This is a genomic window from Pelomicrobium sp. P1, assembly GCF_052805615.1.
Genome location: NZ_JBRBEM010000012.1, coordinates 41,603 through 64,070, shown reverse-complemented (window position 1 = coordinate 64,070; position 22,468 = coordinate 41,603). Strand labels below are relative to the sequence as shown.

Genomic DNA, 22,468 nt, shown 5'->3' with positions numbered 1-22,468 from the left:
TCCGCGCGCAGGGCGGAGCAGGGGCCCTGTCAGGGATGCGACCCCGGAGCGCGGAAAGACGCCGACCCTCCGGGGGCCACCCTCTCAGCGCTCGAGCAGGTCTCGCTTGTCCTTGACCTTGGCCCACGCGGAGGCGTATCCGCGCGCAGGGCGGAGCAGGGGCCCTGTCAGGGATGCGACCCCGGAGCGCGGAAAGACGCCGACCCTCCGGGGGCCACCCTCTCAGCGCTCGAGCAGGTCTCGCTTGTCCTTGACCTTGGCCCACTCGTCGGCGTCCGCCGGCGGATCCTTTTTCTCGATGATCGGCTTCCAGACCTTCGCCAGCTCGGCGTTCAGCGCGATGAAATCCCGCTGGTCCTCGGGCACGTCGTCCTCGGCATAAATCGCCTCCACCGGGCACTCCGGCACGCACAGCGTGCAATCGATGCACTCGTCGGGATCGATCACCAGGAAGTTGGGGCCCTCCCGGAAACAATCCACTGGGCAGACGTCCACGCAGTCGGTGTACTTGCACTTGATACACGCTTCGGTGACGACGTAGGTCATAGGCGGTCCTTGGAGGCTTCCATGCGCAAAAGGCAAATTTTCATTTTAGCAGGAAAGGCCCGGCGGACATCCTCCCGGGACCCTTGAAAAGCCGCGGCTCCGTCCCAATCTTGACGCATATCAAAAAGCGGGCGGGCTTCCCCGCGCCAGCCTTCTCAACCCGGGGGATTTTGGGCTAGGATAGAGACGCACTGCATCCGGCGTCCTGCCGACTCTTGAATTCCCTGGATCCAATACCGAGCGGCCTGATGAGCGAGCACATACGTTACGTAACCGACGATTCCTTCGAGACGGAGGTCTTGAAATCCGACATCCCGGTGCTGGTGGACTACTGGGCCGAATGGTGCGGCCCGTGCAAGGTGATCGCCCCCATCCTGGACGAGGTGGCCCGGGAGTACGCCGGCCGGCTCAAGGTCGCCAAGCTCAACATCGACGAGAACCAGTCCACGCCGCCCCGGTACGGAATCCGCGGCATTCCTACCCTCATGCTGTTCAAGAACGGAAACGTGGAGGCCACCAAGGTCGGCGCTTTGTCCAAATCCCAGTTGACGGCCTTTATTGACAGCCACCTTTAATACGAGTAGCCTTGGCTCCCGGTCCGAGTTAAAAGCTTGATTCGAAAAGACCCGGACCGGTTCCAGGCGCAGCATCCTCCCATCCTCTCCTTCCCTTGTTTTTCCGGGGTCGTTCTACATGCATTTGTCCGATCTGAAAAGTCTACCAGTGACCGAACTGGTCGAGATGGCGACCGCTAACGAGATCGAGGGCGCCAATCGACTGCGCAAGCAGGACCTGATTTTCGCCCTGCTCAAGAACCAGGCCCGCAAGGGCGAAAGCATCTACGGCAGCGGTACGCTGGAGGTCCTGCCGGACGGGTTCGGCTTCCTGCGCTCTCCCGACATGTCCTACCTGGCCGGCCCCGACGACATCTACGTGAGCCCGAGCCAGATCCGGCGCTTCAACCTCCACACCGGCGACACCATCGAGGGGGAGATCCGCACGCCGAAGGACGGCGAGCGCTACTTCGCCCTGGTGAAAGTGGACAAGGTGAACGGGGAGCCGCCGGAGAACGCGAAGAACAAGATCTTGTTCGAGAACCTGACGCCGCTGCATCCTACCGAGATGCTGCGGCTCGAACGGGACATCAAGGCCGAGGAGAACATCACCGGCCGCATCATCGACATCATCGCCCCCATCGGCAAGGGCCAGCGGGGGCTGATCGTCTCGCCGCCCAAGGCCGGCAAGACGGTGATGCTGCAGCACATCGCCCACTCCATCACGGCCAACTACCCGGAAGTCATCCTGATCGTGCTGCTGATCGACGAGCGGCCCGAGGAGGTGACCGAGATGCAGCGCTCGGTGAAGGGCGAGGTAGTGTCCTCCACTTTCGACGAGCCGGCCACGCGCCACGTGCAGGTGGCGGAGATGGTGATCGAGAAGGCGAAGCGGCTGGTGGAGCATAAGAAGGACGTGGTGATCCTGCTCGACTCCATCACCCGGCTCGCGCGCGCCTACAACACGGTGGTGCCGGCTTCCGGCAAGGTGCTCACCGGCGGCGTGGATTCCAACGCCCTGCAGCGGCCCAAGCGCTTCTTCGGCGCGGCGCGCAATGTCGAGGAGGGCGGCAGCCTCACCATCATCGCCACGGCGCTCATCGACACCGGCTCCCGCATGGATGACGTGATCTACGAAGAGTTCAAGGGCACCGGCAACATGGAGATCCACCTCGACCGGCGCATGCACGAGAAGCGCATCTACCCGGCGATCAACGTGAACCGCTCGGGCACGCGTCGCGAAGAGCTCCTGATCAAGCAGGACATCCTGCAGAAGATCTGGGTGCTGAGGAAGCTGCTCTATCCGATGGACGACCTCGAGGCAATGGAATTCCTACTCGATAAAATCCGCGCCACCAAGAACAATGCGGACTTCTTCGATTCGATGAGACGCGGTTAGGTCAGGCCTCGAGGTCTTCGGCCGCGGCTGAGCCGGGCTTGCTCCCTTCGGCGGCCGACAAACGCCGCCCTTCGTGGCCCGAAGTCCGTTGCGCCTAATCCGGCGTCCCGGATGCGGGAGCGGCTTCCGTGCGCGGATCCATCTCCAGGGCCTCGGTCGAGCTCTCGCCCATGGGGATGAAGGTGGTCGGCGCGACGCCTTCCGGCGCCGGCCTCCGGCTTTCAGCATAGCCGAAGGCGCCGAGGAGGAGCAGCACCACGGCGAAATAGACGAACAGGCTTCCCGCACCGAGGGCGTCCATCAGGTAGCCCGCCAGGGCCGGCCCGATCACCGCGCCGATGCCGTGCAGGAGCAGCAGCGCCCGGCTGGCTTCCAGCGTGTCCTCCGTCCGCATGAAATCGTTCACGTGAGCGACGCTCAGGCCGTATACGGTGAAGGCGAGTCCCCCGTAGAGAAAAGCGCAGGCGATCAGCGCGGCGTGGGATAGGTAGGCGAGGGTGAAGACGGCTAACGCCAGAACGGCGCCGAGGACGCTCACCACGGTAAGCACTGCCCGCCGGTCGTGCTTGTCGGAGAAGCGCCCGATGGGAAACTGCAGGAGCGCGCCGCCTAGCACGGCGGTGCTTACGAAGGCGGCCACGCCCGTCTCGGAAAAACCGATCCGGTAGGCGTACACGGCGCCCATGCCCCAGAAGGCTCCGTTGAGCAGGCCCGAGGCGAGGGCGCCGGTCGGGCCGAGGGGTACCCGGCGGAACAGGGATGCCGGGTGGATCACCGGGGTCACCACGGGCTTGGGCTCCTGGACCTTGGTCATCACGATGGGCACGAGGGCCAAGGAAAGAATGACGGAAACGACGCCGAAGGGGACGAAGGTGCGCACGTCCCCCACCAGGAGCAGGTACTGGCCGAGGGCCATGGTGACCAGGGTGACGGTCATGTAGCTGCCAAACAGGCGGCCCCGCGTCTTGTTGGTGGCGAGCGCGTTGAGCCAGCTCTCGATCACCATGTACAGGCCCACCATGCAGGCTCCGGTGATCGCCCGGAACAGACTCCAGGTGACGGGGTCCACGCTGAGGGCGTGCAGCACGGCCATGGTGGAGGCGACGGACGCCATGGCGGCGAAGGCCCGCACGTGCCCGACGCTGCGGATGAGCGGCGGGCACAGATAGCTGCCGGCGACGAACCCCAGGAAATAGGACGACATCATGGCCCCGGTCACCGCATCGGAAAATCCCTCGACGCCGGCGCGAACCCCGAGCAGCGTGAAGAAAAAGCCGATGCCGACCAGCAGGAGGCCGGTGCCGAAGAGCAGGGAAAAGATGGAAGCGAACATTTCTAGCCCGGATATTTCACGAAGACGCCCCTACGATGATGCCTAGGTGTGAGAAAAGCAGCGTTTTGGCGATTGCCTGGGCCGCCCGCGGCGGCGGCGCCGGCCGGCGCCCTCGAGACCTACGCCACGGTCACCCCACAAGTCAAGTACAATAGATCTTAGATCCCCGACCGTGAAAGGCCCTTAACCCGTGGGAATGGACCGCATCCCCGCCACCCTGATCCCCGGCGACGGCATCGGCCCCGAGATCACCGACGCCACGCTCCTGGTCCTGGACGCCCTGGGCGCCCCCTTCCTATGGGAAAGGCGCCTCGCCGGCATGGCGGCGGTAGAGGGCCATGGGGACCCGCTTCCGGCCGAGACGCTGGAGAGCATCCGCCGCACCCGGCTCGCCCTGAAGGGACCGCTCACGACGCCGGTGGGGGGCGGCTACCGCTCGGTCAACGTGCAACTGCGCAAGGAGTTCCAGCTTTACGCCAACGTGCGCCCGGCCCGCACGCTCCTTCCCGGCGGCCGCTACGAGGGCGTGGACATCGTGCTGGTGCGGGAGAACACCGAAGGCTTCTACGTGGGCTTCGAGCACTACATCCCGATGGGCGACGACCCGCGGGCCGCGGCCGTCTCCTCCGGGATCATCACCCGGGAGGGCTGCCGGCGCGTGGCGCAGTTCGCCTTCGACTACGCGCTGAAGCACGGCCGCCGCAAGCTCACCATCGTGCACAAGGCCAACATCCTCAAGGCACTCACGGGCCTGTTCCTGGAGACGGTGCGGGAGGTGGGCGCGAAGTACGAAGGCCGGATCCAGGTCGAAGACCGTATCATCGACGCCTGCGCCATGCAACTGGTATTGGATCCCGAGCGCTTCGACGTGATTCTCACCACTAACCTGTTCGGGGATATCCTTTCCGACCTGATCGCCGGCCTGGTGGGCGGCCTGGGGCTCGCGCCGGGGGCGAACATCGGGCGCGACGCGGCCATCTTCGAAGCCGTACACGGCTCCGCCCCGGACATCGCCGGCCAGGGGATCGCTAATCCTGTGGCGCAGATGCTGGCTGCCGCCATGATGCTGGAGCACGTGGGCCGCGACGACCTGGCGTCGCGCTTGAAACGCGCCTTAGAAGCGACCATGATCGAGGACGGCGTCCGTACCCGGGACCTGGGCGGCCGCGCCTCCACCGCGGAGTTCGCCCAGGCGATGATCCGCCGCCTCGCCTGAGCACGCCCTTGTCCGCAAAGGGCTTGTAGGAGATAATGTGCGTTTTTCTGGGCGCCTGCGGCCGGGCGTTCGTGCGGCAAGGAATGCGCCATGAAAGAAAAGATCCACCCCAAATACACCGAGATCACGGTCACCTGCAGTTGCGGCAACACCTTCAAGACCCGCTCCACCCTGGGACGGGACCTACACGTGGAGGTGTGCTCCGCGTGCCACCCGTTCTACACCGGCACCCAGAAGATCGTGGACACCGCCGGGCGGGTGGAGAGGTTCCGCCAGAAATACGGCAACAAGCGCGCGGCTCATACTTAAGCCCCCGCCGTTTTCCGCCCGGATTCGCCCGGGCTAACACTTCCTCTTCGAGCGCTCCAGCGGAACGTTCGATGGTGGCGTTCGCGCCTCCACGGCGTTCCGTCGACCGCGCACCGCTTCTTTCCCCCGCCCGGGCCGGGCCCAGGAAAGCCGTCCTGCCTGTCCGCCTCGGGCGCGAAGCGGTGCAACGGGAAGATATGCGGCTAAAATATGCCCCATGCCCGAGGCCCCGCTCCGCTCCGGTTCAACCGCGTCGGCCGTTCTTTTCCCCCGCCCGTCTTGGCATCCGCGGCTCCCCGATGGATCCAGCCCGCCCCACGATTCGCTAAGCCGCCCGCGCTCCTTCCGGCGCCGGGGTCCACGCCGAGGATGAGCGCCTTGGCCCTGACGCCCTTCCGCCCCCCCCACTCGCCGTACGCGAAGGTCCAGGAGCCGCCCCATCCTGGGTGGCTCTTCGCCCTGGTGATCGCGGCGTGGATCTTTCCAGGCCTGCTGGGCCACGACCCATGGAAGCCCGACGAGGCGGAAAACTTCGGCATCGTGTACCACATGATCCGCACCGGCGAATGGCTGGTGCCCACGCTGGCGGGAGAGCCGGTGCTGGAAAAGCCCCCCCTGTACTACGCGGTGGCGGCCGCCTTCGCCCGGCTCTTCTCCCCTCTGCTGCCCCTGCACGACGGTGCCCGGCTCGCTACCGGCTTCTTCATGGCCCTCACGTTCTTGTTCGTCGGGCTCACCGGGCGGGAGTTCTATGGGCGCGGCTACGGATGGGTGAGCGCCCTCTCCCTGCTGGGCTGCTTCGGTCTCATCATCCGCGGCCACCAGATCATCGCCGACGTGGCCCTGCTCGCCGGAGCCGCGGTAGCGTTCTGCGGGCTAGCGACGGGGCTGCGGCGTCCGGGCGCCGGGGGCGCTCTTTTCGGTACCGGCATCGGCGTGGCCTTCATGTCGGAGGGGCTCTTGGTGCCCCTGCTGAGCGCGGCCGTGGTGGCGTGCGCGGCCGCCGCTTCGCCTCTGTGGCGAACCCGCAACGTGGCCATCTGCCTGGCGCTGGGGCTCGCCTTCGCCGCGCCCTGGCTCATCGCGTGGCCCTACCTTCTGTACCGCCACTCGCCAGCGCTCTTCTCCGCCTGGCTCGCCGCCGACCTGGGGCGTGTTCCGGGACTGGCGTCCCTCACGCTGGAAAGCGCCTCGTTCTACGTGCGGGCCCTGCCCTGGTTCGCCTGGCCAGCCCTGCCCCTGGCCGTCTGGGCCCTGTGGCACGAGGGACGGGGTGGGTTCCGGCATCCCGGCGTGCACCTGCCCGCCGTGGCCTTCCTGGTAATGCTCGTGGGCGCCAGCCTTTCCACCAGCGCCCGGGACGTGGAAGGCCTGCCGCTGCTGATTCCCCTGGCCCTCCTCGCCAGCGCCGGCATCTACACCCTGCGCCGGGGCGCGGCCAATTCCCTGTACTGGTTCGCCGTGCTCGGCTTCAGCGTGCTGGCGCTGGTGGCGTGGTTTTATTGGGTGCCCCTGGCGCTGGAAGTGCCCGAGCGCCTGTTCCGGCACCTGGATCGCATGCGCCCGGGTTACAACTTCGGTTTCCGTCTGGTGCCCTTCCTGGTGGGGCTCGCCTACACCCTGGCGTGGGTCGGGCTGCTCGCCGCGCTGAGAAAGAACGCGGAGCGCCCGCTGCTGGCGTGGTGCGGCGGCCTCACTCTGGTGTGGTGCTTGATGATGTCCCTGCTCGTCGGCTACATCGATCACGCCAAGACCTATCGCGCGGTGGTCGCTTCGCTCCGCACCGCGCTTCCGGTGAATCCGCCCTGCCTCGACAGCCTCAATCTCGGCAAGGCGCAACGCGCCATGCTGGAATATTTCGCTGGCATCGTGACCCGGCCCGTCCCTACCGGCACCGAAGGATCGTGTACCTGGCTTCTCGTGCAAGGCGATCCCCGCCAGTGGACTGAACCTGCCGGGGAGTGGGAAAAAGTCTGGGACGGTAACCGCCCCCGGGACAAGAACGAGCTGTGGGTGCTTTACAAGAAAAAGCCGCCCGAGTCGGCAAAGGGGGCGCGACGCCTGGCGGCCTCCCCCTGATCTTGCCTCAAGAGGCGCGCCGCATGGTCCCGCCCGCCTCGGGCTCGCCGTGGCCGTGGCTCAAGGGGGTCGACAGCGCCGCGGGCGGGGGCAGCTTGAGCAAGCGGTAGAGGTTGCCCAGCTTGGCGCGGAAGCGCTGCTCGAAGCTCGCCACGGCGTGTTCCGGGTTGTCGTCTCCCAGCCACCAGAACCAATCCGAGCTTTCGCAATCGGCCAGTTGCTGGTGCGCGGCTTGAGCTTCCTCGGGCGCGAGGCGCCCGCTCTCCATCACCAGGTCGAAGTGCTGCTTGGCCGCGGCGAGCAGGTCCCAGGCCCGATTCTTGGCCGGCTCCCCGATCCAGGTGGAAAACGTGCCGTAGACCCAGCTCCCCGCCACCACCGGCGGCAGCGGCGGCGCCGCCTTCGTCTTCGCCAGGATGTCCCGGTAGGTGGTGGTAGAGATGCAGGGGTGGCGCTCGAGCAGCCCGTACAGATCTTCGAGGAAGAAGTAGCCGTTGTAAGGGTAGTACTCCCAGGCGTTCTCCCCGTCCAGGATCACGCTTACCAGGGGGTTACCTCCTTCGGGGAAACGCCGCCGGATGTCCTCCAGCCGGGAGAGGAAGTCGTTGGCCGCGTCCCGCCCGAACCAAGTCTTGTACTCGAAGCCGATCAGGTCGGAGAGCTGGTCGTCGCGAAAAAAACAGACGATTTCGCCCGCCGGACCGTGGTGCAGGTACGGACGGTAGAGCCAATGGATGCGATCGGAGAGGGGCTGGCCGCCGGCGCCCCGGCGCAGGGTGTTGGCGAGCACCGCCTGCCCGCTCGCGGTCCAGCGCACTCCGCGGCCCGCCAGGAGCTCGAGCAGGGGCTGGGACACGGCCCCCTCCGCCGGCCATACCCCCGCAGGGGACTCCCCGAAACGACGGGCATGGCTCTCCAGGGCCGAATCCAGATGCCATTCGACCCGGGTGCGCCCCCCAGGGTAGCCGACCGCCTGGGGCAGCTGCACCTCGGGCAGCGCCTCCCGGGCGCTGCGGAAATCGATGAGCAGGGGCGCGAGGGGATGGTAGTGGGGCGTAGTGGAAAGCTCGATCTGCCCGGAGGCCGCCAGCCGCCGGTAGCGCGGGACGATCTCCGCCACCACCTCTCCCACCAGGCGGAAAAGGGCGCGGCGGTCGTCGCAGCTGTAGCCCCCTCCCTGGGCCATCAAGCGCTGCACTAGCTCGTGTCTGCGCCGCACGCTCTCGCCAGTCCAGGCGAGGTGGTACCAGGTGAGCAAGTCCGCCAGGTACTGCCCGGACAGGTACGCGAGGGCCGCTTCTCCCTGGGCGGCTAGCTGCCGGTACAGTTCGTGGAGCCGCTTATACGGCGGGAAGGGCTCCACCATGGTGTGGTGGTTGCTGCGGAAGCAGGCGTCCAGGATAAAGCGCCGGGCCGGCGCCGGCAGGCGCTCCAGGTCCGGGGCCCAGAGGAGCTGCAGCAGGGGATCACGCACGGTTCCCGTGCGAAATTGCTCGGCGTAATCCTCCAACTGGTCCAAGAGCACCGGTACGAAATTGACCACCGCCTTCACCCCTGGGTGCCGCTCCAGGTGATGGGCCATGTCGGCGTAATCCTTGAGGGCGTGGAGGTACACCCAGGGCAGGGTGAACTCCCCCGTGCGGTGGTCGCGGTAATCGGGCTGATGCATGTGCCACAGGAGCACCAGCTCCAGCTTGCGGGAAGGGTCTGGCATCAGCGCACCTGGTGCACCCGCTGGCCCAGCATCTCCGGGGTGATCAGGGTCACCCCCTTCTCCGTCACGTAGAAGCGCCTGCGGTCCTCCTCCGGGTCGACGCCCACCTGCAGCCCCTCGGGGATGATGCAGCGGCTGTCCACGATCACCTTCTTGAGCACTGCCCGGCGGCCGATCTGCACGTTGGGCAGGATCACCGCGTCCTCGATGGTGCAGTAGGAATTGACCCGCACGTCGGAGAACAGAAGGGAGCGCCGCACGGTGGAGCCGCTGATCACGCAGCCGCCCGAGACCATGGAATCCACCGCCGCGCCCCGGCGCCCCTCCTCGTCGAACACGAACTTGGCCGGCGGCAGTTGCTCCTGGTAGGTCCAGATGGGCCATTGCTTGTCGTACAGGTTGAGCTGGGGCTTTACCGTGGTGAGGTCCAGGTTCGCTTCCCAGTAGGCGTCCACCGTGCCCACGTCGCGCCAGTAGGGAACGTCCTCCACCATGTTCACGCAACTGTCCTGCAGCCGGTGGGCGAACACCCGATAGCGCCGGATCAGGTAGGGAATGACGTCGCGGCCGAAGTCGTGCTCCGAGCGTGGCTCGTCAGCATCCCGGATGAGCTGCTCGTACAAGAACGGAGCATTGAAGACGTAGATGCCCATGCTGGCGAGCGCCAGGTCCGGCTTGCCGGGAATGGGCTTGGGATCGCCGGGTTTTTCCTGGAACTCGGTGATGCGCAGGTTTTCGTCGACCGCCATCACGCCGAAGGCCCTCGCCTCCTCCCGGGGCACCTCCACGCAGCCCACGGTGCAGTCGGCGGCGTTGGACACGTGGTGGGCGAGCAGCCGCCCGTAGTCCATCTTGTACACGTGGTCCCCCGCCAGGACCAGGACGTACTGGGGCTCGTAGGAGCGCAGGATGTCGAGGTTCTGGAACACCGCGTCCGCGGTGCCCTGGTACCAGCTTTCCTGGACGCGCTGCTGGGCGGGCATGACCTCCACGAACTCGCCGAGCTGGCCGCCGAGAAAGCTCCAACCCCGCTGGATGTGGGTGATGAGGCTCTGGGCCTTGTACTGGGTGACCACGCCGATGCGGCGGATGCCGGAATTGACGCAGTTCGACAGGGGAAAATCGATGATGCGGAACTTCCCTCCGAAGGGCACGGCGGGCTTCGCCCGCCAGTCGGTCAGGTGCTTAAGCCGCGAGCCCCGCCCTCCGGCCAGGATGAGGGCCAGGGTATTCTTGGTAAGCAGGCTGATGAAGCGAGTAGAAGCGTCGGCGCGGCTCGCGCCGGACATGCCGTTCTGGATCTGACTCGCGCCCATTCTTCCTCCTTTCCGCCGCGGCCGCGATGCCGGCAAGGCCGGCATCGCCGTGGGTTATAATGACGTGCATGCTTCGGCGACAAGTCAATCACGGAGACGAGCGCCGAGTCAACGCGACGCGTGCGCGATGCCCGAGCCGTCTTCCATGAACCAGCACGACGTTCTCCAGCCCTTTCTGTTCGAGCATGCCGCCGTGCGCGGCGGGCTGGTGGCCCTCGACGCCACCTGGCGGGCGGTGCTGGAAAACCGGGGTTACCCCCGCCCAGTGCGGGACGTGCTGGGGGAAACCATGGCGGCGGCGGCCCTCCTCTCCGCCACCCTGAAGTACTCCGGCTCCATGATCATGCAGATGCAGGGGGACGGTCCGATCCCCCTGCTGGTGGTGGAGTGCACCAGCGAGCTGGCCTTGCGGGGCCTCGCCCACTGGAAGGACGACCTGCGGGAAGGGCCCCTCTCCGAGCTGGTGGGGCCCGGCAGGTTCGCCATCACCCTCGATCCCCGGGAGGGCCGCCGCACCTATCAGGGCATCGTCGATCTCGCGGGCGAGAGCGTGGCCGCCGTGCTCGAGCACTACATGCTGCGCTCGGAACAGCTCGACACCCGCTTGTGGCTGGCCGCAGGGGAGGAGCGGGCCGTGGGCATGCTGCTGCAGCAGCTTCCCGGCACCTCGTCTTCCGATCACGACCTGTGGAATCGGGCCGTCACCCTGGGGGCCACCCTCACTCGGAGCGAGCTCCTAGCCTGCGCCCCCCGGGAGCTGCTGCGGCGCCTGTTCCACGAAGAGGACGTGCGCGTGTTCGAGACGAGGCCCGTCTGTTTCGGCTGTTCCTGCTCCCGGGAGCGGGTGGAGGCCATGCTGCGCATGCTGGGCCGCGATGAGGTGCGCTCGATCGTCGCCGAGCAGGGCATGGTGGAGGTCCGTTGCGAGTTCTGCAACCGCCGCTATGGCTTCGACGCAGTGGACGCGGAGCAGCTTTTCGCCGCGGCGGTAATGACCGCCCCGGGCGCCACGCGGCATTGAGCCGCTCGGGAGAGCGGCATGAGCCCGCGGGAATCGCCGCCGGCCGCCGGGCGCCCGTCCCCGGCGACCGGGGAGATGCTGGTCCGGACGGCGCCGGGGCTCTTCGTCCTACTGTGGAGCACCGGGTTCATCGGCGCCAAGCTGGGCCTGCCCTACGCCGAGCCCCTGACCTTCCTCATCCTGCGTTTCGCCCTCGCCGTCGCCCTGCTCGCTCCCCTCGCCCTGGGGCTAGGCCATCGCTGGCCGCGCAACCCCCGGGAGTTCGCCCACGTGGCCACGGCCGGCGTGCTGCTCCACGCCGGATACCTGGGCGGAGTGTTCTCCGCCATCCACCAGGGACTGCCCGCCGGGGTGGTTGCCCTGATCGTGGGCTTGCAGCCCCTCGCCACCGCCGTCGCGGCGCCGCGGCTCCTGGGCGAGCGGGTCACCCCGCGCCAATGGCTGGGCTTCGCCCTGGGGCTGGCCGGCGTGGCCCTGGTGGTATGGGACAAGCTCCGCTGGGAAGGCGCGCCGCCGGCCGCCTTCGCCTGGGCCGCGCTGGCCCTTGCCAGCATCACGGCAGGCACCCTCTACCAGAAGCGTCACGGTGGGGCCGCGGACCTGGCGGCCGGGAGCCTCATCCAGTTCGTGGCCTCCGCCCTGGTGCTCGCCCCCTTCGCCTGGTGGCTGGAGTCCCGTGCCATCGTGTGGAGCGGCGAATTCCTGTTCGCCCTGGGCTGGCTTGTATTGGTGCTTTCCCTGGGGGCCATCAGCCTCCTGTACCTCATGCTGCGCCGGGGCGAAGCGGCCCGAGTGACGAGCCTCTTCTATCTCACGCCCCCTGTGACCGCGGTGCTCGCCTGGCTCGCTTTCGGCGAGACGCTGGGTTCCACAGCGGTGATGGGCATGGGGCTCGCCGTCACGGGCGTGTGGCTGGTGATGCGCGGCTGAAGGGGAACGAAAAACCACAAAAAAATTCATTAAAACAATCGCATATCTATTATTGTTGTGGCGCATCATTCTTCTCGACAGGGCATGGGGGAGAGGCGTAAACTGGCTTTTCCATTCCTACCCCAAACAGCGCGGAGAAACGCGCTTTGAGCCCTGACCATCCCAAAGGAGAACGTCCATGGCCACTTCACGAGAAGTCGTTGTGCTCAGCGGAGTCCGCACCGCCATCGGCGACTACGGCGGCAGCCTCAAAGACATCCCCCCCACCGAACTGGGCGCCACGGTAGTGCGCGAAGCGGTCAAGCGCGCCCAGGTGGACGGGAAAGAGGTGGGCCACCTGGTGTTCGGCAGCGTGATCCACGGGGAAGCGAAGGACATGTACCTTTCCCGGGTGGTGTGTATCAACGGGGGGCTGCCCCATGAGACGCCCGCCCTCACCCTCAACCGGCTGTGCGGCAGTGGCCTCCAGGCCATCGTGTCCGCGGCCCAGACCATCTTACTGGGGGATGCGGACGTGGCCGTGGGCGGTGGCGCGGAGTCCATGAGCCGGGGCGGCTACCTGATGCCCGCCCTGCGCTGGGGGGCGCGCATGAACGCCACCCAGGCCATCGACATGATGGTGGGGGCGCTCACCGACCCCTTCGACACGGTGCACATGGGCATCACGGCGGAAAACGTGGCCGCCAAGTGGGGCATCAGCCGGGAACGGCAGGACGCCTTCGCCGTCGAGAGCCACAAGCGGGCGGCCAACGCCATCGACAAGGGCTACTTCAAGGAGCAGATCGTCCCCATCGAGATCAAGAGCAAGAAGGGAACGGTGGTCTTCGACACGGACGAGCACGTGCGCCGGGACGTGAATCCCGAAGGCCTCTCCAAGCTCAAGCCCGTGTTCCAGAAGGACGGCACGGTCACGGCGGGCAACGCCTCCGGCATCAACGACGGCGCGGCGGCGGTGGTGCTGGCGGAGGCGAAGTACGCGGAGAAGAAGGGCTTGAAGCCCATGGCGCGCCTGGTGTCCTACGGCCACGCCGGCGTCGATCCCAAGTACATGGGCATCGGTCCGGTGCCGGCGGTGAAGAAAGCCTTGGAGCGGGCCGGGCTCAAGCTCGCCGACATGGACGTGATCGAATCCAACGAGGCCTTCGCCGCCCAGGCCTGCGCGGTGGCGAAGGAGCTGGAGCTGGATCCGGCCAGGACCAACCCGAACGGCGGCGCGGTGGCCTTGGGACACCCCATCGGCGCCACGGGCGCGATCCTCACGGTGAAGGCCCTGTACGAGCTGCAACGCATCCAGGGCAAGTACGCCCTGGTGACCATGTGCATCGGCGGAGGCCAGGGCATCGCCGCTGTCTACGAGCGGCTCTGATCCCCCGGGGCGCGGCTCGTCTTCTGGACGAGTCGCCCCGCCGTGATGCAAGGGTTGAGCGTCCCGCCCATCCCTTTCTCTTTTTTCGCTTTACGGCTCAGCGGGTCCTTCCGCGGGCCAACAGGACCGGGCACCCAGCTCCTATGGGTCATTTTGGCCATCCCAGCCCGGTGATTTTGGGGTTGGCCTAGAGCCTACGGGTTCCATTCGAAGGATTTCTTTCATCCTCCTGCCTTTTTTGTGCGTTACAATGTTCCAGGTTGATCAAAGTAGCCTAGACAAGTTGACACCGATTGAATTTCCTATAGAATGTAGCTTTATTGCATTGCAGCAACACCTCCCCTCTCCTCTCACCCCTTAACCTCCAAGGAGCAACCCATGTACGCCACCCATGAACCCTTCATCGCTTTCCAACAAGCGAATCTGGCCGCCGCAGTGGAAATTTCCCAGGTCGCCCTGGACGGCACCGAGAAGCTCGCCCAGCTTAACCTGGCGGCCGCCCGGGAAGCGTTGAACGAAACCGCCCGCACCGCCCGAACCGCCCTGGAAGCGAAAAGCCTGCAAGAGCTCCTGGCGTTGCAACCGGCCACCGTCGAGCCCCAGGCGGAAAAGGTGCTGAGCTATCTCAGAAACGTCTACGAGATCGCCGCCGAGACTCAGGCGGCCGCGGCCAAAGCGGTGGAAGGGCGGGTCAGCGCCTTCGGCCAGGCCCTGATCGAGCAAATCGAGAAGGTATCCCTGTCGGGTCCCGCAGGCTCCGAGGCAGCCGTCTCCTTCATCAAGTCGGGGGTCGCCGCCGCCAACAGCGCCTACGACAGCTTCTCCAAGGCCGCCAAGCAAGTAGCCGAGCTGGCGGAAGCCAACGTGAACACGGCTGCCGCCGCCGTCAGCGCCGCCAAGAAAAAGGCCGCCAAAGCGTAAGTCGTTTTCCTTCTGCATTGCCTAGCCCCGGTTCGTCCGGGGCTTTTCGTTTTCGGGGAAGCGGTTGGGGGGTCGCCGGATGCCGGTTAAAATCGAAGCATCCTTTCCAGCCCCATTTCTGGCCCCATGAGCCGTTTGACCGATTCCCCCGCCTGGAAAGCGCTGGCGGCCCACCACGCCTGCCTGGAAGGCCGCCACCTGCGCGAGCTTTTCGCCGCCGATCCTCGGCGCTTCGATCGCTTTTCCCTGGAGGCGACGGGATTGCTGATCGACTATTCCAAGAACCGGATCACCGAGGAAACCCTGGCCCTACTCGTCCAGCTCGCCCGTCAGGCGGAGCTTCCCCGCTGGATCGAGCGGCTGCTCGGAGGCGACCTGGTCAACCACACCGAGCAGCGGGCCGCGCTCCACACCGCGCTGCGGGCCGATCGGCCCGTCCATTTCCAGGGTCGTGATGTGTTGCCCGACGTGCAGCGGGTGCTGGAGCACATGCGGCGCTTCTCCGACGCGGTGCGCAGCGGGAACCTGCGCGGCATCACGGGCAAGCCCTTCACCGACGTGGTCAACATCGGCATCGGCGGCTCGGACCTGGGCCCGGCCATGGCCACCGAGGCCTTGCGCCCTTACGGCAGCCCCGAGCTTCGGGTACGCTTCGTCTCCAACGTGGACGGCAGCCATCTGACCGACACCCTCGCCGGGCTCGATCCTGAGACCACGCTCTTCATCGTAGCCTCTAAGACCTTCACCACCCAGGAGACCTTGGCCAACGCCCGTTCGGCCCGGGAATGGCTGCTCCAGGGGCTGCGCACCGGCTCCGCAGTGCCGCGCCATTTCGTCGCCGTGTCCACCAATGGAGAGGAGGTGCAGAAGTTCGGTATCGCGCCCCACAACATGTTCGAGTTCTGGGATTGGGTGGGGGGGCGCTATTCCCTCTGGTCCGCCATCGGGCTTCCCCTGTGCATTGCCGTGGGCTTCGACCGCTTTGCGGAGCTCTTAGCGGGCGCCCGGGCCATGGACCGGCACTTCGCCGAAGCGCCCTTGGAAAAAAACGCGCCGGTGATCCTAGGGCTGCTGGCGGTGTGGTACGCCAACTTCCTCGGTGTACGCTCTCACGCGGTGCTTCCCTACGACCAGCACCTGGCCCGGCTTCCCGCCTATTTGCAGCAACTGGAAATGGAGAGCCTGGGCAAGCAGGTGGACCGGGACGGGCGGACGGTGGACTATCAGACCGGCGTGGTCCTCTGGGGCGAGCCAGGCACCAACGGCCAGCACGCCTTCTTCCAGCTCCTGCACCAAGGCACCCAGCTCGTCTCGGCGGACTTCCTGGTGGGGCTGAAGGCCCACCATCCCCTCGCCGCCCACCAGCGCATGCTCATCGCCCATTGCTTCGCCCAGACCGAGGCCCTCATGCGTGGCAAGACCGAGGCCGAGGCCCGCGCCGAGCTGGAAGCGAAGGGGATGGGGGGAGAAGCCCTGGAGCGGCTGCTCCCCTACCAGGTGTTCCCCGGCAACCGCCCCAGCACCACCTTGGTCTACGAGAAGCTCACCCCCTACGCCCTGGGCGCGCTCCTCGCCCTCTACGAGCACAAGGTGTTCGTGGAGAGTGTCATCCTCCACATCAACCCCTTCGACCAGTGGGGCGTGGAGCTGGGCAAGCAGCTCGCCAAATCCATCCTTCCCGAGCTGGAAGGGCCCGCGGGGCCGACAGCCGCCCACGACGCCTCCACCCGCGGGCTCATCGATTACGCCCGCTCCCGGGGGGTGTGAGTGCCGCGGCGGAGGTGTCGGCCAGAAGGCGCGCCGGCGCGGCCGGGCACGTCGCCCCCAGATGCCGCTCCAGTACCGGCAGGAGGCCTTTCAACACCTGCACCGGCAAGGCGCTGGTGAACCGGTAGTCCTTGGCTTTTTCCCCGGGCACGTAGGCGCTCACCGTGCCGAAGTAACGGTCCCCGATCAGAAAGACGAAGGTGGCGGCCCGGCCCATGACCCGGGACTCCACGAGCTGGCCTCCAGCGGCGTAGACCTCGAAGCGATGGTCGCCGGTGCCGGTCTTGCCCCCCAGGGCCGCCACTGAACCGTCCGCGAGGGTCAACGCGGCAGGGAGCCGCCGCCCCGTGCCCCGGGCCACCACGTCTTCCAGGGCGCGCCGCACCGCCGCCGCCACCTCCGCGGGCAATACCCGCTCGCCGGCTGGGGCTTGGAACGCGCTGCGGGTCTCGAAAGGGGTAGCCCGGGCGAAGTACAGCGCTTCCAGGCGCACCGTGGACAGCCGCACGCCCTCGTTGACGAGGATGCCCATCAACTCCGCCAGCGCGGCCGGGCGGTCGGCGGAGCTGCCGATGGCAGTAGCGTAGGAAGGCACCAGAGCATCGAAGGGATAACCCAGCCGCCGCCAGCGCTGGTGGATCTCCATGAACGCCTCCACTTCCATCAGGCTCCAGATCCGCCGGTCCTGGGCATCCTTGTGCCGCGTGCGGAAGAGCCACTGGTACACCGCCTGGCGCGCCTCCCGGCTCGCTTCCACCGTCACGCCGAGGCTCGCCCCGGGGTGGCGGCGCAGGAACTCCACCACCCACAGCTCCAGGGGATGCACCCCGGCGAGGAAACCCTGGTCCGCCAGGTCATAGCGGCCGGGCGCGTAGGCTTGGTACAGCGCGGCTGCATCGAAGGCCCGCCCGGCGGGCAGGTGCGCCGCCAGGAACGCTTCCAGCGCCTCGAGCCCGGCCTCGGGAGCCACGGCGCGGAAGGCGGCCGCGAGCCGCGCCGGCGCCGGCCGCACCCCCTGGGCGAGGAGAGCCAGCATCTCCTCCGGCGACTTGCCCCGGTACTTGGCGTAGAAGCGGCGCACGAACTCCCGCCCCTCCCGGTCGGCGAACCGGAAGAGATACTGGGCTCGAGCCGGATGGGTGGGATCCTCCAGAACCCGGGCGGTGGAGCCGGGCTCCCGGAACATAACGTGGTGCACGATGTCCCGCATCAGGCGCACGAAGGGCAGGTTGATGGAGTCGCGGAACGCCTCTCCCACGCTTACCACCCGAACGTCATCCTCGGGTCGGAAGTTCTCGAAGCGGTGGAGCCCTCCTCCGGTGAAGAAGGTCTCGTGGGGGCTCGCGGAGTAACGCCGGTCCAGGGCCGCCTCCAGCATGGCGGGAAGGCTCCGGTCCTGAGCCTTTCCCAGGTAATCCAGAGCCCAGCGGGTCAGGGGATCCCGGGGGCTCGCTTCGACCTTACGCAACGCTTCCGGCGGGAGCGCTCCGTAGCGGGCGTGGAGCTCGGCGATCAGCTCCAGATAGGTCACCAGGGTGCGCAGCTTGGCGGTGGAGCCCAGGTCCAGCTTCGCCCCCTCGTTCACGTCGAAGGGCTGATCGATGCTGTCGGCCTGGACCCGCACCCGGTTGGCACCGGCTGCCCGCTCCACGAGGGTAAAGCTGTAGATCACCTGGGACGGGTCTCCCCGGGCGAGGAGCTTAGGCTCCAGCAAGCCGGCTTCCCGAGCGTAGCGGGGATCGGCAAGCCGGCGCAGCGCCTCCGAGACTTCATTTTGCAGCGAACCCTCGAGCGGCGTTTCCACGGTGAGGTCCAGGCGATCCAGCTCGTAGAGGCTCGCCACCCCCAGGAGCCGGGCCGTCTTGACCCGCGCCGCGTCCGCCCCCTTGCGCTCGAGGAAGGAGCCCGGCGACGCCAGGGGTGCGGAGGCCCGGGGCACCACCCGAATCCGCAGGGCGGTCCGGGCCAAGGCGCCCTCGACCACCCCCTCCTTCGCCATCAGCCGCAAGTAACTGTCGGTGAGGGAATCCAGTCGCTCCCGCCCCCCGTTGAGCAGCTCGGAGGGACGCCGCTGGGCGATGAGCAGGCTCAAGACCTGGCGAAACGCCCGGGCCTGGGCCTCGAGCTCCTCGGGTCCCTGGGGCGCCTGGCGCAGCCGGGCGTTCACCGCGTCGAAGTCCTCCCCGTACCAGGCCCACAGGCCGTCGCCGAGGCCCACTACCTCGCCGAAGCCGGGCGCCGCCGCCAGGGGCACCGTGTTCAGGTAATCCACCACGATCTGCCGGCGAGCGGTAAGGGTCTCGTTCCCGTGGAGATAGGCCCGGAGCGACGCGGAGACCATCTGCCGCACCTTCTCCTCGGCGGAATCGGTCCGGCCGCCGGGGGAATGGCGGTACTTTTCCATCTGGGTGGCCAGGGTGCTTCCTCCCGGCGAAGGATAGTCCTCGGCCACCAGGTGCACCATCCGGCTGAGCACCGCATTGGCCAGCCGGTCCCACTCCACTGCCGGATTGCGATAGGGATAGCGGGTGTCGAGCAGCTCCCGGTTCTCGATGAAGAGGAGCGCGGCCACCACCAGGGGTGGCACTTCGGCGAAGTTCTGGTAGACCCGCTGAGGAAAATCGAAGGCGTAGAGAGGCCGCCCCCGGCAGTCCAACACCCTGAGGCCCGTCTGGTTTTTTTCTCGGTAGATGGGAAAAAGCCCTAGGTCCATCAGGGCAGTCAGGGTGGGAGAGGCGCGGGCTTGCCGCTCCACAACGAAGCCTTCGGCTTCAAGACGCTCGAGGAACGCCGGAAGGCGGCTGTAGCCCATGCGCTGGTCGAAAGGTCCCGGCCCGGGGAAACGGATCGAGGGATTCGCGCCCGGCTCCACCCAGAACCGGATCGCCTGGGCGTAGCGGGAGAGCTGCTGCGCCTGGATGGTGGAGGTTTGCAGCTCCCAGAACCCAAGCCCGGCCATCGCCGCGACGAAAGCCGCCGTCGCCCAGACGACGCGCCGGCGATGGCGCCGCCGGGCCGGCGGATGGGGCAGCGCCGAGAGAAGCAGGCAAGCGGGAGCGGAAGGCCAAGTCTCCGCTCCACGCTCGAGCGGTCGTTCGGGCGCACCCCCGAGCGCCCTGGCCCCGCGAGAGCCACCGCCTCCGCGGAAACGGAGGCGCATATTCGTATTCATATCCTGTTGCCGGGAACAACGAGAAAAGCGAAAACCCGGCCTTCATTAGACGCACCAAAGCGCAAAGAATTGCCGGCGGATTCTCGAACCTTTGTTACGGTGTCGAGGCAAGCGTTTTGGAGTAATCTGTAGGGGCTACCTCACCGACCCACGTGACAGGTCATGAACGAAGAAGCGCTGAACCTGAGCATTCGCAAGTTTCTCAAGAAGGTGGGCATCCGCTCCCAGCGGGAAATCGAGCACGCGGTGGAGAAGGCGCTGTCGGCGGGCCGGGTGAAAGGCAACGAGACCTTTCCCGCCAAGATGCGCCTGACGGTGGACGGCCTTCAGGTGGACGTCACCTTCGAAGGCGAGATCGAGTTGGAATAGTCGCCCCCGCAGAAGGGGCTCTTCAAGCGCCGAGCCCTCGTCCCCGCAGCAGCGCCTGGAGCCGGTCCAGGAAGCCCGCCGCCGCCTGGGTGCTGGCGAGGGTCGCCCGCGCCAGGTTGACCGCCGGGCAGGAAGGTGCTGCGTCGCCGCCCGCGAGGTTCACGTATGACCAACATAGGGCCTCCAAGCGGACGTTCGCGTGTCTGCCCGCGTCCCAGGCGCGGACGAGGAGCTCGGGCGAAGCGAGGGAAGCGGGCGCCTGGACGAGATGCCGGAGCGCCTCGGCGCTTCCCGCCGCCGCGCTTTCCAGGAGCAGTTCCTGCAGCGCCTTCAGGAAGTGGCCGGAGCCCGCGGGTCCTGCATGGATCGCGCCGAACCCGCCCGGGGGCGGCCCGCCGTCCACCGCCAGCTTCTCCGCCAGGGGCTTCAAGCGCTCGAAGGCGGCCGCCTCGCCCCCGATGGCCAGACCGAAGCCGTAGGTTTCGCTTCCTGGCGCGGTGAACAGACCCAGGTCGGCGACCAAGGCGCCCCGCGCCTTGAAGCGCCGGGCCCGTTCCGCGGCGGCGCGCAGATCCCCCTCGACGCAATCCGCGATACAGTCCCCCGGCTCGATCCGGCGGACGAGAGCGGCGAGCAGGCGGGCATCGCAGCCGAAGAGGAACAGGTTGCGCGGGGGATCGAGTCCCTGGCATAGGGCCTTTATCCCCCGGGAGACGGCGATCGTCCCATCCCGGCACAGGGCGTCGAGGGCCGCCTGCTTCCGGGCGTAGATCCGCACCGCCACGCCCTGGGCGGCCAGCCGGCGCGTCACGGCCACCGCCAAGGCATCGATCCCGAGGACGCCAACCTGCATGGAAAGGGGGAGAAAAAAGCGCTGGAACCGTCTTCCCGCGCCGGGGGCGCCGGAAGCCCGCGCTACAATACCGGGCCACTATAACACATGGCCTCCGCCCTCCCCATGCCACCGCCATCCCGCAGTCCCCTGCGCGTCCTGTTCGTGACGCCGGAGATTCATCCCCTGGTCAAGACCGGGGGTCTCGGCGACGTGAGCGGAGCCCTGCCCAAGGCCCTGGCGGCCCTTCACGTGGACGTCCGGGTCCTGGTGCCCGGCTACCCGGCCGTGCTCCAGGGCGCGAGCCACAAGCGGGTGATCCTGGAGGTCAAAGACCTGCCCGGGTTTCCCCCGGCTCGGCTGCTCACCGCCCGCTCGGACGCCACCGCCCCCCTCCTCATCATCGATTGCCCCGAACTCTACCGCCGGGAGGGCGGTCCCTACCTGGGGCCAGACGGCAATGACTGGCCCGACAACGCCCTGCGCTTCGCCCTGCTGGGGCGGATCGCGGCGCTCCTGGGATCGAGCCGCAGCCCCCTCGCCTGGCGCCCCCACGTGGTCCACGGCAACGACTGGCAGGCGGGGCTCGCTCCCGCTTATCTCCACTACTTCCGCAGCGGTCGGGCCGCCACCGTGATGACCGTCCACAACCTGGCGTTCCAGGGGATCTTCCCCGCCGAGACGGTGGCCCAGGTGGGCCTGCCGCCCGAGTCCTTTTCCCTCCATGGCGTGGAATACTACGGGCAGCTCTCCTTCCTCAAGGCGGGGCTCTACTACGCCGACCACATCACCACGGTGAGCCCCACCTACGCCCAGGAAATCCAGTCGGAGCCCCTGGGCTTCGGCCTCCATGGGCTGCTCCGGGCGCGCCGCGACCACCTGACGGGAATCTTGAACGGCATCGACACGGAGGTCTGGGACCCGTCCCGGGATCCCTTCATCGCCGCCCCCTACTCGGCCGAGCGCCTGGAACGCAAGGGCGAGAACAAGCGGGCGCTGCAGCGCTCGCTGGGGCTGCCGGAAGAGGCCGATGCGCCGCTCCTCGGCGTGGTGAGCCGGCTCACGACCCAGAAAGGCGCGGACCTGGTAGCACGCATCGCGCCCCGGCTGGCGGCGCGGGGCGCCCAGCTCGCCGTCCTGGGGAGCGGCGATCCTGCGCTGGAACAGGCCCTCGCCGAGGCCGCCCGGCGCTTTCCCCGTTGTCTCGCGGTGCGCCTGGGCTACGACGAGCCTCTCGCTCACCGGATCGAGGCCGGCGCCGATCTGTTCCTGATGCCCTCCCGCTTCGAGCCCTGCGGCTTGAACCAGATGTATAGCCAGCGCTACGGCACGCCCCCGGTGGTCCACGCCACCGGCGGGCTCAAGGACTCGGTGACCGATGCCACCCCCGCCACCCTCGCCGCCGGCACCGCCACCGGCTTCGCCTTCGAGGTCATGGCGGAAGAGGCGTTTCTCGGCGCCATCGACCGGGGGCTCGCCCTGTGGCGGGACCCGGACGCTTGGCGGCGCATCCAGCGCGCCGGGATGGCGCGGGATTTCAGCTGGCGCCGAAGCGCTCAGCAGTACCTGGGGCTCTATCGCGCCCTGGTCCGGGAGGGCTGAGACGGGAAAATGGCACCGTCTG

The 22,468-nt window shown here is 67.5% G+C and carries 18 protein-coding genes; 12 read left to right on the top strand and 6 right to left on the bottom strand.

Annotation, left to right across the window (positions count from 1 at the left end):
- Positions 1–222: 222 nt before the first annotated feature.
- Positions 223–546, bottom strand: a complete 324-nt coding sequence (gene fdxA, locus ACUVYZ_RS12515; RefSeq protein ID WP_439934780.1) for a ferredoxin FdxA — start codon at positions 544–546, stop codon at positions 223–225.
- 248 nt (positions 547–794) lie between these two features.
- Between fdxA and trxA the strand changes: the two genes are divergently transcribed.
- Positions 795–1,121 (top strand): thioredoxin TrxA, encoded by a 327-nt coding sequence (gene trxA / locus ACUVYZ_RS12510; RefSeq protein ID WP_439934781.1) that lies wholly within the window; start codon positions 795–797, stop codon positions 1,119–1,121.
- A gap of 118 nt (positions 1,122–1,239) precedes the next feature.
- Positions 1,240–2,499: a transcription termination factor Rho gene (gene rho / locus ACUVYZ_RS12505; RefSeq protein WP_147800839.1), complete on the top strand. Its 1,260-nt coding sequence runs from the start codon at positions 1,240–1,242 to the stop codon at positions 2,497–2,499.
- Between the two features lie 94 nt (positions 2,500–2,593).
- On the opposite strand, the gene ACUVYZ_RS12500 is transcribed toward rho, so the two are convergent.
- Positions 2,594–3,832, bottom strand: a complete 1,239-nt coding sequence (locus ACUVYZ_RS12500) for an MFS transporter (protein ID WP_439934782.1) — start codon at positions 3,830–3,832, stop codon at positions 2,594–2,596.
- Positions 3,833–4,028: 196 nt separating this feature from the next.
- On the opposite strand from ACUVYZ_RS12500, the gene ACUVYZ_RS12495 reads away from it, so the two are divergent.
- From ACUVYZ_RS12495 to ACUVYZ_RS12485, 3 genes are all read left to right on the top strand, one after another.
- A complete protein-coding gene (locus ACUVYZ_RS12495) occupies positions 4,029–5,048 on the top strand; it encodes an isocitrate/isopropylmalate dehydrogenase family protein (protein ID WP_439934783.1) in 1,020 nt (339 codons plus the stop codon).
- Positions 5,049–5,138: 90 nt separating this feature from the next.
- Positions 5,139–5,357: a 50S ribosomal protein L31 gene (gene rpmE, locus ACUVYZ_RS12490; protein WP_333842887.1), complete on the top strand. Its 219-nt coding sequence runs from the start codon at positions 5,139–5,141 to the stop codon at positions 5,355–5,357.
- A 378-nt stretch (positions 5,358–5,735) separates the two neighbouring features.
- Entirely contained in the window at positions 5,736–7,436 is a 1,701-nt protein-coding gene (locus tag ACUVYZ_RS12485) for an ArnT family glycosyltransferase (protein ID WP_439934784.1), read from the top strand.
- 7 nt (positions 7,437–7,443) lie between these two features.
- On the opposite strand, the gene ACUVYZ_RS12480 is transcribed toward ACUVYZ_RS12485, so the two are convergent.
- Positions 7,444–9,150 carry a glycoside hydrolase gene (locus ACUVYZ_RS12480; RefSeq protein WP_439934785.1) on the bottom strand — a complete coding sequence of 569 codons (1,707 nt, stop codon included), beginning with the start codon at positions 9,148–9,150 and terminating at the stop codon, positions 7,444–7,446.
- Positions 9,150–10,466: a glucose-1-phosphate adenylyltransferase gene (gene glgC / locus ACUVYZ_RS12475; RefSeq protein ID WP_439934786.1), complete on the bottom strand. Its 1,317-nt coding sequence runs from the start codon at positions 10,464–10,466 to the stop codon at positions 9,150–9,152. The genes ACUVYZ_RS12480 and glgC overlap by 1 nt, the downstream gene beginning before the upstream one ends.
- A gap of 145 nt (positions 10,467–10,611) precedes the next feature.
- On the opposite strand from glgC, the gene hslO reads away from it, so the two are divergent.
- The 5 genes from hslO to pgi all read left to right on the top strand — a co-directional run bounded on the left by hslO (position 10,612) and on the right by pgi (position 16,471).
- The gene (gene hslO, locus ACUVYZ_RS12470; protein WP_439934787.1) at positions 10,612–11,487 is read left to right on the top strand and encodes an Hsp33 family molecular chaperone HslO; all 876 of its coding nucleotides are present in this window, start codon (positions 10,612–10,614) and stop codon (positions 11,485–11,487) included.
- An 18-nt stretch (positions 11,488–11,505) separates the two neighbouring features.
- Positions 11,506–12,417, top strand: coding sequence for a DMT family transporter (locus ACUVYZ_RS12465; protein ID WP_439934788.1), 912 nt, complete (start codon positions 11,506–11,508; stop codon positions 12,415–12,417).
- A gap of 178 nt (positions 12,418–12,595) precedes the next feature.
- Positions 12,596–13,783, top strand: coding sequence for an acetyl-CoA C-acyltransferase family protein (locus ACUVYZ_RS12460; RefSeq protein ID WP_439934789.1), 1,188 nt, complete (start codon positions 12,596–12,598; stop codon positions 13,781–13,783).
- 378 nt (positions 13,784–14,161) lie between these two features.
- Positions 14,162–14,704 (top strand): phasin family protein, encoded by a 543-nt coding sequence (locus ACUVYZ_RS12455; RefSeq protein ID WP_439934790.1) that lies wholly within the window; start codon positions 14,162–14,164, stop codon positions 14,702–14,704.
- Between the two features lie 126 nt (positions 14,705–14,830).
- Positions 14,831–16,471 carry a glucose-6-phosphate isomerase gene (gene pgi / locus ACUVYZ_RS12450; protein ID WP_439934791.1) on the top strand — a complete coding sequence of 547 codons (1,641 nt, stop codon included), beginning with the start codon at positions 14,831–14,833 and terminating at the stop codon, positions 16,469–16,471.
- On the opposite strand, the gene ACUVYZ_RS12445 is transcribed toward pgi, so the two are convergent.
- Positions 16,440–19,430 carry a transglycosylase domain-containing protein gene (locus tag ACUVYZ_RS12445; RefSeq protein ID WP_439934792.1) on the bottom strand — a complete coding sequence of 997 codons (2,991 nt, stop codon included), beginning with the start codon at positions 19,428–19,430 and terminating at the stop codon, positions 16,440–16,442. The two genes, pgi and ACUVYZ_RS12445, sit on opposite strands and share 32 nt — an antisense overlap.
- Positions 19,431–19,805: 375 nt before the next feature.
- On the opposite strand from ACUVYZ_RS12445, the gene ACUVYZ_RS12440 reads away from it, so the two are divergent.
- On the top strand, positions 19,806–20,012 hold the full coding sequence (locus tag ACUVYZ_RS12440) for a DUF6494 family protein (RefSeq protein WP_439934793.1): 207 nt from the start codon (positions 19,806–19,808) through the stop codon (positions 20,010–20,012).
- Positions 20,013–20,034: 22 nt separating this feature from the next.
- Here the strand turns inward: ACUVYZ_RS12440 and ACUVYZ_RS12435 are convergent, their stop codons facing one another.
- Positions 20,035–20,865 carry an NAD(P)-binding domain-containing protein gene (locus ACUVYZ_RS12435; RefSeq protein WP_439934794.1) on the bottom strand — a complete coding sequence of 277 codons (831 nt, stop codon included), beginning with the start codon at positions 20,863–20,865 and terminating at the stop codon, positions 20,035–20,037.
- A gap of 105 nt (positions 20,866–20,970) precedes the next feature.
- Between ACUVYZ_RS12435 and glgA the strand changes: the two genes are divergently transcribed.
- Positions 20,971–22,446: a glycogen synthase GlgA gene (glgA, locus tag ACUVYZ_RS12430; RefSeq protein WP_439934795.1), complete on the top strand. Its 1,476-nt coding sequence runs from the start codon at positions 20,971–20,973 to the stop codon at positions 22,444–22,446.
- Positions 22,447–22,468: the final 22 nt, after the last annotated feature.

Bases quoted from the DNA above. Each gene is read 5' to 3' on its own strand.
- ACUVYZ_RS12465 (WP_439934788.1), top strand. From the start codon at position 11,506: ATGAGCCCGCGGGAATCGCCGCCGGCCGCCGGGCGCCCGTCCCCGGCG.
- trxA (WP_439934781.1), top strand. From the start codon at position 795: ATGAGCGAGCACATACGTTACGTAACCGACGATTCCTTCGAGACGGAG.
- pgi (WP_439934791.1), top strand. From the start codon at position 14,831: ATGAGCCGTTTGACCGATTCCCCCGCCTGGAAAGCGCTGGCGGCCCAC.
- ACUVYZ_RS12435 (WP_439934794.1), bottom strand. From the start codon at position 20,865: ATGCAGGTTGGCGTCCTCGGGATCGATGCCTTGGCGGTGGCCGTGACG.
- ACUVYZ_RS12460 (WP_439934789.1), top strand. From the start codon at position 12,596: ATGGCCACTTCACGAGAAGTCGTTGTGCTCAGCGGAGTCCGCACCGCC.
- ACUVYZ_RS12445 (WP_439934792.1), bottom strand. From the start codon at position 19,430: ATGGCCGGGCTTGGGTTCTGGGAGCTGCAAACCTCCACCATCCAGGCG.
- rpmE (WP_333842887.1), top strand. From the start codon at position 5,139: ATGAAAGAAAAGATCCACCCCAAATACACCGAGATCACGGTCACCTGC.
- glgA (WP_439934795.1), top strand. From the start codon at position 20,971: ATGCCACCGCCATCCCGCAGTCCCCTGCGCGTCCTGTTCGTGACGCCG.
- ACUVYZ_RS12480 (WP_439934785.1), bottom strand. From the start codon at position 9,150: ATGCCAGACCCTTCCCGCAAGCTGGAGCTGGTGCTCCTGTGGCACATG.
- fdxA (WP_439934780.1), bottom strand. From the start codon at position 546: ATGACCTACGTCGTCACCGAAGCGTGTATCAAGTGCAAGTACACCGAC.
- ACUVYZ_RS12500 (WP_439934782.1), bottom strand. From the start codon at position 3,832: ATGTTCGCTTCCATCTTTTCCCTGCTCTTCGGCACCGGCCTCCTGCTG.
- ACUVYZ_RS12455 (WP_439934790.1), top strand. From the start codon at position 14,162: ATGTACGCCACCCATGAACCCTTCATCGCTTTCCAACAAGCGAATCTG.
- ACUVYZ_RS12440 (WP_439934793.1), top strand. From the start codon at position 19,806: ATGAACGAAGAAGCGCTGAACCTGAGCATTCGCAAGTTTCTCAAGAAG.
- ACUVYZ_RS12495 (WP_439934783.1), top strand. From the start codon at position 4,029: ATGGACCGCATCCCCGCCACCCTGATCCCCGGCGACGGCATCGGCCCC.
- rho (WP_147800839.1), top strand. From the start codon at position 1,240: ATGCATTTGTCCGATCTGAAAAGTCTACCAGTGACCGAACTGGTCGAG.
- glgC (WP_439934786.1), bottom strand. From the start codon at position 10,466: ATGGGCGCGAGTCAGATCCAGAACGGCATGTCCGGCGCGAGCCGCGCC.
- hslO (WP_439934787.1), top strand. From the start codon at position 10,612: ATGAACCAGCACGACGTTCTCCAGCCCTTTCTGTTCGAGCATGCCGCC.